This is a genomic window from Micrococcus sp. APC 4021, from assembly GCF_030407635.1.
GTDB classification, from domain to species: Bacteria; Actinomycetota; Actinomycetes; order Actinomycetales; family Micrococcaceae; genus Micrococcus; species Micrococcus luteus.
In genome coordinates, this window is sequence record NZ_JASDCZ010000062.1 from 1 (window position 1) to 13,279 (window position 13,279).

The 13,279-nt window shown below is 71.7% G+C and carries 14 protein-coding genes; 10 read left to right on the plus strand and 4 right to left on the minus strand.

Annotation, left to right across the window (positions count from 1 at the left end; translation table 11 throughout):
* The first annotated feature begins 80 nt into the window (after nt 1-80).
* From QL983_RS06995 to QL983_RS07030, 8 genes are all read left to right on the plus strand, one after another.
* Complete coding sequence (locus tag QL983_RS06995; protein ID WP_036340039.1) at nt 81-644, plus strand: hypothetical protein; 564 nt, start codon at nt 81-83, stop codon at nt 642-644.
* The gene (locus QL983_RS07000; protein WP_036314570.1) at nt 644-1,570 is read left to right on the plus strand and encodes an exodeoxyribonuclease III; all 927 of its coding nucleotides are present in this window, start codon (nt 644-646) and stop codon (nt 1,568-1,570) included. The genes QL983_RS06995 and QL983_RS07000 overlap by 1 nt, the downstream gene beginning before the upstream one ends.
* Before the next feature lie 26 nt (nt 1,571-1,596).
* On the plus strand, nt 1,597-2,679 hold the full coding sequence (gene trpS, locus QL983_RS07005; protein ID WP_036340045.1) for a tryptophan--tRNA ligase: 1,083 nt from the start codon (nt 1,597-1,599) through the stop codon (nt 2,677-2,679).
* Between the two features lie 189 nt (nt 2,680-2,868).
* The gene (locus tag QL983_RS07010) at nt 2,869-3,630 is read left to right on the plus strand and encodes an ABC transporter ATP-binding protein (protein ID WP_036314566.1); all 762 of its coding nucleotides are present in this window, start codon (nt 2,869-2,871) and stop codon (nt 3,628-3,630) included.
* A complete protein-coding gene (locus QL983_RS07015; RefSeq protein ID WP_036340048.1) occupies nt 3,627-4,910 on the plus strand; it encodes an ABC transporter permease in 1,284 nt (427 codons plus the stop codon). Before QL983_RS07010 ends, QL983_RS07015 begins: the two co-directional genes overlap by 4 nt.
* A 58-nt stretch (nt 4,911-4,968) precedes the next feature.
* A complete protein-coding gene (locus tag QL983_RS07020; protein WP_036314562.1) occupies nt 4,969-5,571 on the plus strand; it encodes a hypothetical protein in 603 nt (200 codons plus the stop codon).
* Between the two features lie 108 nt (nt 5,572-5,679).
* The gene (locus QL983_RS07025) at nt 5,680-6,264 is read left to right on the plus strand and encodes a hypothetical protein (protein WP_036314561.1); all 585 of its coding nucleotides are present in this window, start codon (nt 5,680-5,682) and stop codon (nt 6,262-6,264) included.
* Nucleotides 6,265-6,271: 7 nt separating this feature from the next.
* Nucleotides 6,272-6,799 (plus strand): hypothetical protein, encoded by a 528-nt coding sequence (locus QL983_RS07030; RefSeq protein ID WP_036340052.1) that lies wholly within the window; start codon nt 6,272-6,274, stop codon nt 6,797-6,799.
* A gap of 183 nt (nt 6,800-6,982) precedes the next feature.
* Here QL983_RS07030 and QL983_RS07035 read toward each other — a convergent pair whose 3' ends face one another.
* The 4 genes from QL983_RS07035 to sdhC all read right to left on the minus strand — a co-directional run bounded on the left by QL983_RS07035 (nt 6,983) and on the right by sdhC (nt 10,526).
* Entirely contained in the window at nt 6,983-7,774 is a 792-nt protein-coding gene (locus tag QL983_RS07035; RefSeq protein WP_002856582.1) for a succinate dehydrogenase iron-sulfur subunit, read from the minus strand.
* Nucleotides 7,774-9,561: a succinate dehydrogenase flavoprotein subunit gene (sdhA, locus tag QL983_RS07040; RefSeq protein ID WP_036314558.1), complete on the minus strand. Its 1,788-nt coding sequence runs from the start codon at nt 9,559-9,561 to the stop codon at nt 7,774-7,776. The genes QL983_RS07035 and sdhA overlap by 1 nt, the downstream gene beginning before the upstream one ends.
* 77 nt (nt 9,562-9,638) lie before the next feature.
* Entirely contained in the window at nt 9,639-10,118 is a 480-nt protein-coding gene (locus QL983_RS07045) for a succinate dehydrogenase hydrophobic membrane anchor subunit (RefSeq protein WP_036314556.1), read from the minus strand.
* 3 nt (nt 10,119-10,121) lie between these two features.
* Complete coding sequence (gene sdhC, locus QL983_RS07050; protein WP_078025777.1) at nt 10,122-10,526, minus strand: succinate dehydrogenase, cytochrome b556 subunit; 405 nt, start codon at nt 10,524-10,526, stop codon at nt 10,122-10,124.
* Between the two features lie 246 nt (nt 10,527-10,772).
* Here sdhC and QL983_RS07055 point away from each other — a divergent pair, with 246 nt between their 5' ends.
* Both QL983_RS07055 and QL983_RS07060 read left to right on the plus strand, forming a co-directional pair.
* On the plus strand, nt 10,773-11,924 hold the full coding sequence (locus tag QL983_RS07055) for a mannose-1-phosphate guanylyltransferase (protein WP_052001221.1): 1,152 nt from the start codon (nt 10,773-10,775) through the stop codon (nt 11,922-11,924).
* A gap of 61 nt (nt 11,925-11,985) precedes the next feature.
* The gene (locus tag QL983_RS07060) at nt 11,986-13,242 is read left to right on the plus strand and encodes an amidohydrolase (RefSeq protein ID WP_049161364.1); all 1,257 of its coding nucleotides are present in this window, start codon (nt 11,986-11,988) and stop codon (nt 13,240-13,242) included.
* The last annotated feature ends 37 nt before the right edge of the window (nt 13,243-13,279 follow it).

Below are 13,279 nucleotides of genomic sequence, written 5' to 3' on the forward strand. Positions count from 1 at the left end.
CGGGCCGCCCGATTCGGAGCGCACCCCACGATGCGGGATGATGGAGGGCAGACCCCACGAGCCCCTCCGGAGGAGCACCCATGTCCCAGTCCCTGACCCCCGGTCCCGACGGCGCGCGCCGCGGCCCCCGCGCCGGCCTGCGCGTGGGATCGCTCGGCTTCGTCGCGATGATCGTCATCCTGATCGTGGCGATCATCTTCGCCGCGAACCAGAACGACGTGATCGGGTGGCTCGTGGTCGCCGTCGCCGCCGGCTGGCTCGTGTTCGCGGTGGTCGTGTACCTGCAGATGCGCCGCGGCGTCCAGGCCGCAGGCCGCAAGGTGGACACCGCCATCCAGAACGCCCGCGCCGACGTCGCCGCCCTGCGCGGCCGGGACACCGACGCCGCCGCCCCCGCGGTGGCCCCGCAGGCCCCGGCCGCGGACCCCCTGCGGGACACCAAGCTGGACCACTCGTTCAAGATCGCCCAGGTGCAGGTGCGCGTGGTGCGCGAGCAGCTCGCCGCGGGCGCGGGCATGGACCGCGAGATGGTGGACCGCGCCCTGGAGACCATCGACATCACGGCCTCCAACGCCCGCGACATGATCAAGGAGTCCCGGGCCGGCGGCGCCGAGGGCCCGGTGAGCGGGACGGTGATCGGCTGATGACGGCGCTGCCCGAGAAGGACCCCGTCACCGGGACGTACCCCGAGCCCGCCGAGGGCGAGCCCGTGGTGCACGCCAACGCCGGGGCGCCCAAGGCCGACGGCGCCGTGCGCGTGGCCACCGTGAACGTCAACGGCATCCGCGCCTCGCACCGCAAGGGCATGCGGGAGTGGTTCGCCGGCCGCGGCGTGGACGTGCTCACCCTCCAGGAGGTGCGCGCCCCCGCGGACGTCACGGCGCAGCTGGTCCGCGAGATCGTGGGCGAGGACTGGGACGAGGTGCACCTGGCGGACGCCGTGGCCGCCGCCAAGGGGCGGGCCGGCGTCGCGATCGCCTCGCGGTTCCCGCTCGGCGAGGTCCGCACCGGCATCGCCGACGCCGACGCGTACTTCGACGACGCCGGCCGCTGGATCGAGGCCGACCTGCGCCTGCCGGACGGCTCGCCGCTGACCGTGGTCTCCGCGTACGTGCACTCGGGCGAGGTCGACACCCCGAAGCAGGTGGACAAGTACCGGTTCCTCGACGAGATGGTCCGCCGCCTCTCCGAGCTGGCCGCGGGGGAGGGGCACGCCCTCGTCACGGGCGACCTCAACGTGGGCCACACCGAGCTGGACATCAAGAACTGGAAGGGCAACGTGAAGAAGGCCGGCTTCCTGCCCGAGGAGCGCGCCTACTTCGACCGGTTCTTCGGCGAGCTCGGCTTCACGGACGTGCACCGCGCCCTCGCCGGGCCGGTGCCGGGCCCGTACACGTGGTGGTCCATGCGCGGCAAGGCCTTCGACAACGACGCCGGGTGGCGCATCGACTACCACATGGCGACCGCGGGCCTGGCCGAGCGGGCGACGACCGCCGTCGTGGACCGCGCCCCCAGCTGGGGCACCCGCTTCTCCGACCACGCCCCGCTCGTGGTCGACTACCAGTTCTGACCGTGCAGGAGAGACCCGAGGCTGAGATGACCATGAAGAAGAACTCCGTGCAGGACGTCCTGGCCCAGGACGCCGCCGCCACCGCCCACCTGGCCGGCGCGTCCGCCCGGCACCGCGTGCTCTCCGGCATGCAGCCCTCGGCGGACTCCCTCCACCTGGGCAACTACCTCGGCGCCCTCGTGAACTGGGAGCGCACCCAGGCCGACTTCGAGGCGTTCTTCTTCATCCCCGACCTGCACGCCATCACCGTGCCGCAGGACCCGGCAGCCCTGGCGGAGCGCACGCGGGTGGCCGCCGCGCAGTTCATCGCCGGCGGCATCGACCCCGAGCGCTCCACGCTGTTCGTCCAGTCCCAGGTGCCCGAGCATGCGCAGCTGGCGTGGGTGCTGACCTGCATGACCGGCATGGGCGAGGCCATGCGGATGACCCAGTTCAAGGACAAGTCCGCCAAGCAGGGCGCGGACGCGGCCGGCGTCGGCCTGCTCGCGTACCCCATGCTCATGGCCGCGGACATCCTGCTCTACCAGCCGCATGGCGTGCCCGTGGGCGACGACCAGCGCCAGCACGTGGAGCTCACCCGCGACCTCGCCCAGCGCTTCAACCACCGCTACGGCGAGACGTTCGTGGTGCCCACCGGCTTCTACCCGGAGACCGGCGCGCGCATCTACGACCTGCAGGACCCCACGTCGAAGATGTCCAAGTCCGCGGCGTCCCCGAACGGGCTCATCAACATCCTCGAGGAGCCGAAGAAGACCGCCAAGAAGATCAAGTCGGCCGTGACCGACGACGGCACCGAGGTGCGCTTCGACCGTGAGGCCAAGCCTGGCGTCTCCAACCTGCTGAGCATCCTCTCCGCGGTGTCCGGCACGCCGATCCCGCAGCTCGAGGAGGAGTTCGTCGGCAAGATGTACGGCCACCTCAAGGTCGCGGTGGCGGACGCCGTCGTCGAGCGCCTGGCCCCCGTGCGCGAGCGCGCCCTCGCGCTGCTGGACGACCCCGCCGAGCTCGACCGCATCCTCGCCGCCGGCGCCGAGAAGGCCCGCACCGTGGCCACGCCCGTGCTCGAGGACGTCTACGCCAAGGTCGGCTTCCTGCCGCCGCTGCGCTGAGCCGGGCCGCACCGGTCCCGCGGCCCCCCGACGACGGCCCGCGCCCCCGACCTGCGGGGGACGCGGGCCGTCGTGTTTCTCCGACTCGAGGCGGAGGCGGCGGCGCGTGCGTGGCTGTCAGGATGGAGGCACTGCCTCCGCTCCTGCCGCCGTGGGGGCGAGCCCCACCGACAGAGGAGTGCCGGAGCCATGTCCACCGCTGTCCCCATCCCCGCCGTCGCCGAGGTCCCGCCCGGCGCCGAACCCGTCCTGGAGACGGAGAACCTCGTCAAGGTCTACGGTCGCGGGGCGTCCCGCTTCGACGCGCTGAAGGGCATCACCCTGCAGATCCAGCGCGGCGAGTCCCTGGCCGTCGTCGGCAAGTCCGGCTCCGGCAAGTCCACCCTGATGCACCTGCTGGCGCTGCTGGACCAGCCCTCCGCCGGCGTCGTCGCGATGGACGGCCGTCCCGTCTCCCAGCTCAAGGCCGCGGAGATCTCCCAGCTGCGCAACGAGCGGTTCGGCTTCGTGTTCCAGCAGTTCTTCCTGAACCCGAACCAGACGGTCCTGGAGAACACCGTGCTGCCGCTGAAGATCGCCGGCGTGGGCCGGGCCGAGCGCACGCGCCGCGGCATGGCGGTGCTCGAGCGCCTCGAGCTCGCGGACAAGGCGAAGAACAAGGCCACGGACCTCTCCGGCGGCCAGAAGCAGCGCGTGTGCATCGCCCGCGCGCTCGTGAACAACCCGACGGTGCTGTTCGCGGACGAGCCCACGGGCAACCTGGACTCCGCCACCTCGGCGGCCGTGGAGGACATCCTCTTCGGCCTGCACCGCGACGAGGGCATCACCCTCGTAGTGGTCACGCACGACGACGACCTGGCCGCGAAGTGCGACCGTCGCGTCGAGCTGCAGGACGGCGTGGTCATCGCCGACGAGCGCGTCGGCACCGAGCGGGACGGAGCGCGGGCATGAAGGCCACCGACGTCGCGGGCACGGCGCTCGCCAACACGATGCGCTCCAAGCTGCGCACCTTCCTCACCGTCGTCGCGATCGTGATCGGCGCATTCACGCTGACCCTCACCACGGGGCTCGGCGCGGGCATCAACAAGTACGTGGACAACGTGGTCGAGGGCTTCGGCAAGCCCGGCGAGCTGACCGTGATGAAGCAGCAGGACATGTCCTCGGCCGGTGCGGCGAGCGGTTCGCCCCAGGAGTACACGGAGCAGGACGCCGCCGGCGGCGAGATGTTCGGCATGCCGCTGCTCACGCAGGAGGACCTCGCCGCGATCGAGGACACCGAGCACGTCACCGAGGTGAAGACCTATCGGGTGGCCGAGCCGGAGTACATCCAGGGCCCGGACGACCGCAAGTGGCAGACCGGCTTCATGGGCAGCTCCGGCGAGATCGACATGCTCACCTTCTCGGCCGGCCGTGCCCCCGAGGCCGGCGCCGCGGAGATCGTCATGCCCGAGTCGTGGGTGGAGGACCTGGGCGCCGGCGACGCCGAGGACCTGGTCGGCACGGAGCTGACCGTCGTGGCGGCGACCCCGCTGCAGGAGCACAAGTCCGTGACGGCCACCGTGGTCGGTGTGACGAAGGCGGCCGCGTCCGGTGCGGGCACCGCCCCGACGCCGTCGGAGTCGCTCGAGCAGGCGATCTACGACATCACGACGGAGGGCCTGCCGGAGTCCCAGCGGGACACCTACTTCCAGGCCACGGCGATCGTGGAGGATCCGGAGGCGAACGAGGACGCCGTGAAGCAGGCGCTGGCCGACAAGGGCCTGCTGGCGCAGACCCTCGAGGAGCAGCTCGGCGTGATCCGCGGCGTCATCGACGCCGTCACGTGGGTGCTCACCGGCTTCGCGCTCATCGCACTGCTCGCCGCCAGCTTCGGCATCATCAACACCCTGCTCATGGCGGTGCAGGAGCGCACCCGGGAGATCGGCCTCATGAAGGCCCTCGGCATGACCGGCGGGAAGATCTTCGGCCTGTTCACCATGGAGGCCGTCGTGATCGGCCTGCTCGGCTCGCTGATCGGCATCGGCCTGGGCGTCGCCGTCGGCCTCATCGCGAACCAGGTGCTGACCACCGGCCCCCTCAGCGGCGTCACCGGCCTGGTCCTGTTCGCGGTCAACCCCCCCGCCCTGCTGCTGATCCTGCTGCTGATCGTGGCCATCGCGTTCATCGCCGGCACCTTGCCCGCCCTGCGTGCGGCCCGGAAGGATCCCATCGAGGCCCTGCGCCACGAGTGATCCGGCCGCCGCGCCCGTCACCGCCATCACCGTCACCCACGACACCGAGGAGCACTCCATGACCACCGATCGACCGCACCAGGACCCGAACCCGGGCCAGCCCGCCGCGGGCTCCCGCTACGGCACGCAGCCCTACGCGGCCCCGGGCTACGGCGCCCAGCCGGGCAGCCCGTACGGCATCGTCCCGGAGCCGGCCGCGTTCCCCGCCCTCCTGACGCTGACGCTCACGTCGCTCGCGCTGTACGTGCTGTCCTCCCTGCCGGCCCTGTTCGGCGGCGAGGAGAGCATCGAACGCATGCGGGACTCCCTTCGCCAGAGCGGCCTCACCCCCGAGCAGGTGGAGGAGATCGCGCCCGTCGTGGGCGCCTCCGTGACGGTGGGCACGATCATCGTCCTGCTCATCGGCGTGGCCCTGTACGCCCTGGTGTACTTCAACCTCCGCGGGGCCAAGAACTGGGCCCGCATCCTCGGCATCGTCCTCGCGATCCTGGGCACCCTCAGCGCCGTCGGCGGCATCTTCTCCTTCGTGACCTACCCCGGCATCGGCGGCGTGCTGGCCTCCGTGCTCAGCCTGGCGCTGGTGATCGTGAACATCCTGTGGCTGGTCAAGGCCTTCAACCCGCAGGTCGCGGCCTACACCCGTCAGGGCCGCCGCGCCTGACCCCGACGCCGTTCGCCGGCGGCGAGTCCGGGGTCGCCAGCCCTCGCCCCGGCGTCGGCCAGCGGAGACCATGGCGACATGGCCTCCGATCATCGACCCCCGCATCCCGTGTCCCCCCACCCCGACGACCTGGACGGCGGCGGGCGGCCCGTGGTGGGCCCGGATGAGGCGCGGCGGCGCATCGCCGGGCACTCCGGCCCGGACGCCCGCCCGCTGATCCGCCCCGACGCCCGCACCCCCGGCGTGTTCCGGGCGCTGCTCGGGTTGACGGTGGCATCCGCGGTCCTCTATGCCGCGTCGATCCTGCGCAACCTCCTCCCGGGCGCGGCCCAGGACATCGCGGACTCGCTGCCCGAGGGCGGCGCGCAGTCGCCCGCGATGACCGCCGAGGCCATCGAGGGCGCCCTCACCGGCAGTGCCTGGTTCGCGACCCTGCTGGGTCTGGCGGTCTACGCGATCGTCCTCGTCGGGCTGACCCGGCACAGCAACACGGCGCGCATCATGGGTGCCCTGTTCGCCTCGATCGCCATCTTCGTGACGCTGCTGGGGGCCATCCGCCTGTTCGTCTTCCCCGCCGGGGACGTGGTGCTGCCCCTGGTCCTGGGCGGGCTGTTCGCGCTCGTGAACGCGGCCTGGCTCGTGTGCGCCTTCAACCCGGGCCTCGCAACGACCTTCCTGCGCCGCCGGGCATGATGGGGGCATGCACCCCCTCGACGACGATCCCCACGAGACCACGGAGCGCGACCCCGGTCCCGATCGCGCGGCCCTGCGTCCCCTGCGCCTGTTCCAGACCGTCACGGCGGTCACGGGGGCACTGAGCGCGGCCGGCGTGGGGGGCGTGCTCGCGCTGCAGGCGACGCCCGGCTACGCCCGCGCCGTGCTGGAGGCGCGCTCCTGGGGCGCGAGCGAGGTCACCGACGCCGACGTCGCCGCGTTCCTCACCCCGGCGGGGGCGTGGCCGGTGGCCGCCGCGGCGGTGGTCGTCCTGACCCTGGTGCTCCTGGCCGGCATCACCCGCCGCATCCGGGCCGTGCGCCCCGTGGGGAGCGTGCTCGTGGTGCTGGGGATGCTCACGGCGGCCTTCTGGATGGTCGACGGTGGACGGATGGTGCAGGACGGGGGAGGGGGGCCGGTCGTGCTGGGTGCCGTCGTCGGGATGCTCGTGTCCAGCGCGGTGTGGCTGCGTGTGGCGCACCGGCGGGAGACGCGCGACGCCTTCGACGTCTGAGCTCGCCCCGCCTCCGACTCCGCCTCCGGTCTCGCCCGTCCCCACGCCGAGGCCCGCAGACACGCCGCTACGCCGGTCCGGTGACGGCGCGTCTGCGGGCTTCGGCGGGAGGGGCACCACGCACGACGACGGCGGCCCGCCTCCTCGAGGTGAGGAGACGGGCCGCCGTCGTGGTGCGGGGGATCAGAACTGGCGGGCCAGGATGGCCTGCTTCACCTCGGAGATCGCCTTGGTCACCTGGATGCCGCGGGGGCACGCGTCGGTGCAGTTGAAGGTCGTGCGGCAGCGCCACACGCCCTCCTTGTCGTTCAGGATCTCCAGGCGCATGTCGCCGGCCTCGTCACGCGAGTCGAAGATGAACCGGTGCGCGTTGACGATGGCGGCCGGGCCGAAGTACTGGCCATCCGTCCAGAACACCGGGCAGGACGAGGTGCACGCGGCGCACAGGATGCACTTCGTGGTGTCGTCGTAGATCGCCCGGTCGGCCTGGGACTGGTAGCGCTCCTTGGTGGGCGCGTGGCCCTCGGCGACCAGGAACGGCATGATCTCGCGGTAGGACTGGAAGAACGGGTCCATGTCCACGATCAGGTCCTTCTCCACCGGCAGGCCCTTGATGGGCTCCACCAGGATGGGCTTGGACAGGTCGAGGTCCTTCAGGAGCGTCTTGCAGGCCAGGCGGTTGCGGCCGTTGATGCGCATGGCGTCGGAGCCGCACACGCCGTGGGCGCAGGAGCGGCGGAACGACAGGGTGCCGTCGTGGTCCCACTTGACCTTGTGCAGGGCGTCCAGCACGCGGTCGGTGCCGTACATGGTCAGGCGCCACTCGTCCCAGTAGGACTCCTCGGAGGACTCCGGGAGGTAGCGGCGGACCTTGAGCACGATGTCGAAGCTCTCGACCTCGCCTGCGCCGCCACCGGCGGACTGGGTCTGCGCCTGGGCCACGGGGGCCTCGGTCTCGGTTGCTGAGTGGCTCATCAGTACTTACGCTCCATCGGCTGGTAACGGGTCACGACGACGGGCTTGGTCTCGAAGCGGATGCCCTTGACGCCCTCCATCTCCGCGGTCTCGTCACGGTAGATCATGGTGTGCGCCATGAAGTTCTCGTCGTCGCGGTCGGGGTAGTCCTCGCGGTAGTGCCCGCCGCGGGACTCCTTGCGGCCCAGGGCCGCGAGGGTCATCGCCTCGGCGATGTCCAGGAGGTAGCCCAGCTCCATGCCCTCGAGCAGGTCGAGGTTGAAGCGGCGGCCCTTGTCCTGGACGGACACGTTCTCGTAGCGCCCGCGCAGCTCCTCGATCTTGGCCAGTGCGCGGCGGATCGAGTCCTCGTCGCGGAAGACCTGCATGTCCGCGTCCATGGACTCCTGGAGCTCGGCGCGGATGTCCGCGACGCGCTCGGAGCCGGTGGCGGAGCGCAGGTTCTCGATGTGCTCCACGGTCGGCAGCTCGCCGCCCTCGGGCAGCTCCACCCAGTCCGCCTGCGCGGCGTACTCGGCGGCGTAGATGCCGGCGCGGCGGCCGAACACGTTGATGTCCAGCAGCGAGTTGGTGCCCAGGCGGTTGGACCCGTGCACGGACACGCAGGCCACCTCGCCGGCGGCGTACAGGCCCGGCACGACGGTGTCGTTGTCCTGGAGGACCTCGGCCTGGATGTTCGTGGGGATGCCGCCCATGAAGTAGTGGCAGGTGGGGAACACCGGCACCGGCTCCGTGTAGGGCTCGACGCCCAGGTACGTGCGGGCGAACTCGGTGATGTCCGGAAGCTTCTCGTCGATGTGCGAGGGCTCCAGGTGCGTCAGGTCGAGCAGCACGTAGTCCTTGTTGGGGCCGGCGCCGCGGCCCTGACGGACCTCCTCGGCCATGGACCGGGCCACGATGTCGCGCGGGGCGAGGTCCTTGATGGTGGGGGCGTAGCGCTCCATGAAGCGCTCGCCGTCCGCGTTGCGGAGGATGCCGCCCTCGCCGCGTGCGGCCTCGGAGAGCAGGATGCCCAGGCCGGCCAGGCCGGTCGGGTGGAACTGCACGAACTCCATGTCCTCGAGCGGCAGGCCCGCGCGGTAGGCGATGGCCATGCCGTCGCCGGTGAGGGTGTGGGCGTTCGAAGTGGTCTTGTACACCTTGCCGGCGCCGCCGGTGGCGAAGATGACCGACTTGGCCTGGAAGACGTGGATCTCGCCGGTGGCCAGCTCGTAGGAGACGACGCCGGCGGTGCGCTTCTGCTTATAGGCGGTGCCGTCCTCGCGCACGGCGTCCTCCTCCACCAGCAGCAGGTCGAGCACGTAGAACTCGTTGAAGAACTCCACGTTGTGCTTGACGCAGTTCTGGTACAGCGTCTGGAGGATCATGTGGCCGGTGCGGTCCGCGGCGTAGCAGGCGCGGCGCACGGGCGCCTTGCCGTGGTCACGGGTGTGGCCGCCGAAGCGGCGCTGGTCGATCTTGCCCTCGGGGGTGCGGTTGAAGGGCAGGCCCATCTTCTCGAGGTCCAGCACCGCGTCGATGGCCTCCTTGGCCATGACCTCCGCGGCGTCCTGGTCCACCAGGTAGTCGCCGCCCTTGACGGTGTCGAACGTGTGCCACTCCCAGTTGTCCTCCTCGACGTTGGCGAGGGCCGCGCACATGCCGCCCTGGGCCGCGCCGGTGTGGGAACGCGTGGGGTAGATCTTGGTGAGGACGGCGGTGTGCGCGCGCTGACCGGCCTCGATGGCCGCGCGCATGCCCGCGCCGCCGGCGCCGACGATCACCACGTCGTACTTGTGCACCTGCATTCAGGTCTCTCTTTCTGGGTGTCTGTGACGCGGCGGCCGCTCGGGCCGGCCGCACCGCAGGGTGAGCGTTTCCGAGGTCAGCCGCAGAAGGCCGGGGAGCCCTCGAGCAGGGCGCCGGAGGCGTCCACCATGCAGGGATCGAAGGTGAAGATCACCAGGGTGCCGAGGATGATGATCACGGCCGTGGCGATGTACAGGATCATCGTCAGCCAGAAGCGGGCGCTGCCGCGACGGGTGTAGTCGTTGATGATCGTGCGCACGCCGTTGGCGCCGTGCAGCATGGCCAGCCACAGGAGGGCCAGGTCCCAGAACTGCCACAGCGGGTGCGCCCACTTGCCGGCCACGAAGCCGAAGTCGATGGCGTGGATGCCGTCGCCCACCAGCAGGTTGGTGGTCAGGTGCACGGCGATCAGCACGACGAGGAAGACGCCCGAGATGCGCATGAACAGCCAGGCGAGCATCTCGAAGTTGCCGCGGCCGCCGCCGTCGCGCGTGTACTTGGGGTCCAGACGGCGGCTGCGGGGCGCCGCGATGGTGGTCTCAGCGGTGGTGCTCATGGCTCAGTGACCTCCGAGTGCGAGGCTGAAGTGACGGATGGCGAAGCCCAGGGTCAGGACGACCCACAGCCCCAGCACGATCCACAGCAGGGTCTTGTGGTGCTGGGTGCCGCCCTTCCAGAAGTCGACCAGGATGATGCGCAGGCCGTTCAGGGCGTGGAAGATGATCGCCGCGACGAGGCCGGCCTCGCCGAGCGCGAAGTACCACGTCTTGTACGAGCCGATCACGGCGTTGTAGGCCTCGGGGGAGACCCGGACCAGGGCCGTGTCCAGCACGTGGACGAGCAGGTAGAAGAAGATGACGACGCCGGTGACGCGGTGGCCCACCCAGGACCACATGCCGCCGTGGCCCCGGTACAGGGTTCCGCGGCCGTTCTTGGCCGGGGCCTGCGCAGTGGCGCTAGACACGGTTGATACCTCCAGGGGGAATGCACGATCCCGGTCCTCCGCCGTGGGACGACGACGGGCAGGGGCGTGTGCGAGTGGATTCCTCCACCTAGGGTAGACCCTTCCCGCGCCTCCGTGCCCGATCGGGACCCGGGCGACCACTGTGACGCGTGCGGCGCCCCGCCGCCGTCCTGTTCGGTCTGGGCTGTGCCCCGCCTGGGACGCGTCGAGTGGTCCCCCGTCCGGACGGTTCCGTAGTCTGGCCCGGTGAGCACCGATCCGAACCTGACCGATGCCCCGCGCGAGGCCGCGCCGGGCACGGCCCTGTCCCGCTTCCACGCCGTGATCCCCGCCGGGGGCGTGGGCACCCGCCTGTGGCCCCTCTCGCGGGCCGCCGCGCCGAAGTTCCTCCACGACCTCACCGGCTCGGGTCAGACCCTGATCCGTGCCACGTGGGACCGTCTGGCGCCCCTGGCCGCGGGCATGCTCGTGGTGACCGGGGAGGCCCACCGGGAGGCGGTGTGCACGCAGCTGCCGTCCCTGGCGGAGACGGATCTGGTGCTCGAGCCCTCGCCTAAGGACTCCGCGGCCGCCATCGGCCTGGCCGCGGCGATCCTCTCCCTGCGCGACCCGGACACGATCATGGGATCGTTCGCGGCGGATCAGGTGATCTCCCCGGTGGAGGTCTTCCAGGACGCGGTGCGGCAGGCCGTCGAGACGGCGGCCACGGGCCGGATCGTGACCATCGGCATCGAGCCCACGCACGCGGCCACGGGCTTCGGCTACATCCGCCGGGGCCGCCGCCTCCGCGTGGCCGGCGCCCCGGACGCGCACGACGTCGCCGCGTTCGTGGAGAAGCCGGACCTGAAGGTCGCCCAGCAGTACGTGAAGTCCGGCCGCTACCTCTGGAACGCGGGCATGTTCGTGGCGCCCGTGGGCCTCATGCTGGCCCACCTCGAGGAGAACGAGCCCGCGCTGCACGCCGGCCTGATGGAGATCGCCCGCGCGTGGGAGACGCCGGAGCGGGACGAGGTCATGGCCCGGGTGTGGCCCGAGCTGACGAAGACCGCCATCGACTACGCCGTGGCCGAGCCCGCCGCCGCCGTCGGCGACGTGGCCATGATCCCCGGCTCCTTCACGTGGGACGACGTGGGGGACTTCGCGGCGATCGCCCGCCTGAACCCGGTCAAGGACGCCTCCGGCATCACGGTGATCGGGGACACCCCGCGCGTGTACTCGGACGACGCGTCCGGCGTCGTGGTGACGGACACGAAGCGCGTCATCGCCTTGATCGGCATCGAGGACGTCGTCGTGGTGGACACCGAGGACGCGCTGCTGGTCACCACCACGGAGCACGCCCAGGAGGTCAAGAAGGCCGTCGAGGCGCTCAAGGCGGAGGGCGTGGACGAGGTCCTCTGACCGCGTCCCCGGCCGGGTCCGGCCCCCACCGACCGGCACCCCCGGAGTAGGGTGCTGGGCCATGACCACCTCCGACTCCGTGCTGACCGGGCCCCGTCCGACCTCCGTCCCCTCGGTGGGCCCCGTGGTGGCCGAGCTCGAGGACGAGATCGTGTCCTTCCGCCGGGACCTGCACCGGCATCCCGAGCTCTCCTATGAGGAGTACCGCACCACCGACCGCATCGTGGAGCTGCTCTCCGGCTATGGGCTCTCGCCCGTGCGGATGGAGTCCACGGGCGCCTACGTGGACGTCGGGGAGGGGCCGGTGGTGCTGGCCCTGCGCGCGGACATCGACGCGCTGCCGGTCGAGGAGGAGACCGGCCTGCCCTACGTGTCCGTCAATGACGGCGTCGCGCACGCGTGCGGCCACGACATGCACACCGCCGTCATGGCGGGTGTGGCCGTCGCCCTCGGCCGCATCCTCCGCGGGGCCACCGCCGACCCCGACCTGCGCGCGGTCGGCGAGCGGGTCCACGGCACGGTCCGCGTCATCTTCCAGCCCGCGGAGGAGCGGCTGCCCGGCGGCTCCCTGGCCGTGCTGCGCCAGGGGATCCTCGACGACGTTCCCCGCATCCTGGCGGCGCACTGCGACCCCCAGGTCGACGTCGGCTCGATCGGCACCCGCATCGGCGCCATCACCTCGGCGGCGGACACCATCCGGATCACCCTCACCGGACGCGGTGGGCACACCTCGCGGCCCCACCTCACCGAGGACATGGTCTTCGCCCTGTCCCAGATCGCCGTGAACGTGCCCGCCGTGCTCTCCCGGCGGATCGACGTGCGCTCGGCCGTCTCCGTGGTGTGGGGGCAGATCGCCGCCGGCAGCGCGCCCAACGCGATCGACAACACCGGCTACCTGGCCGGGACCATGCGCTGCCTCGACGCGGACGTGTGGGAGGAGGCCGGCGCGCTGCTCGACGAGGTGGTCCGACAGGTCGCCGCGCCGTACGGCGTGCACGTGCAGCTCGAGCACGTGCGCGGCGTCCCGCCGGTGCACAACACCGAGGGCGAGACGGCGCTGATCGAGACCGCGGCGCGGCGGGAACTCGGCTCCCGGGCGATCCTCCTGACCCCGCAGTCGATGGGCGGCGAGGACTTCGCCTGGATGACCCAGAGGGTGCCCGGCTCCATGCTGCGCCTCGGCACCCGGTCCCCGGGTGGCCCCATCTACGATCTGCACCGCGGGGACTACGCGCCGGACGAGCGGGCCATCGGCGTGGGCATGCGGGTCTTCACCGCCGCCGCGCTGCAGGTGCTCACGGGCGAGGACCACCACTGACCCCGCCGCCCGCCCCCGCCGGAGGGGACGGGCGGCG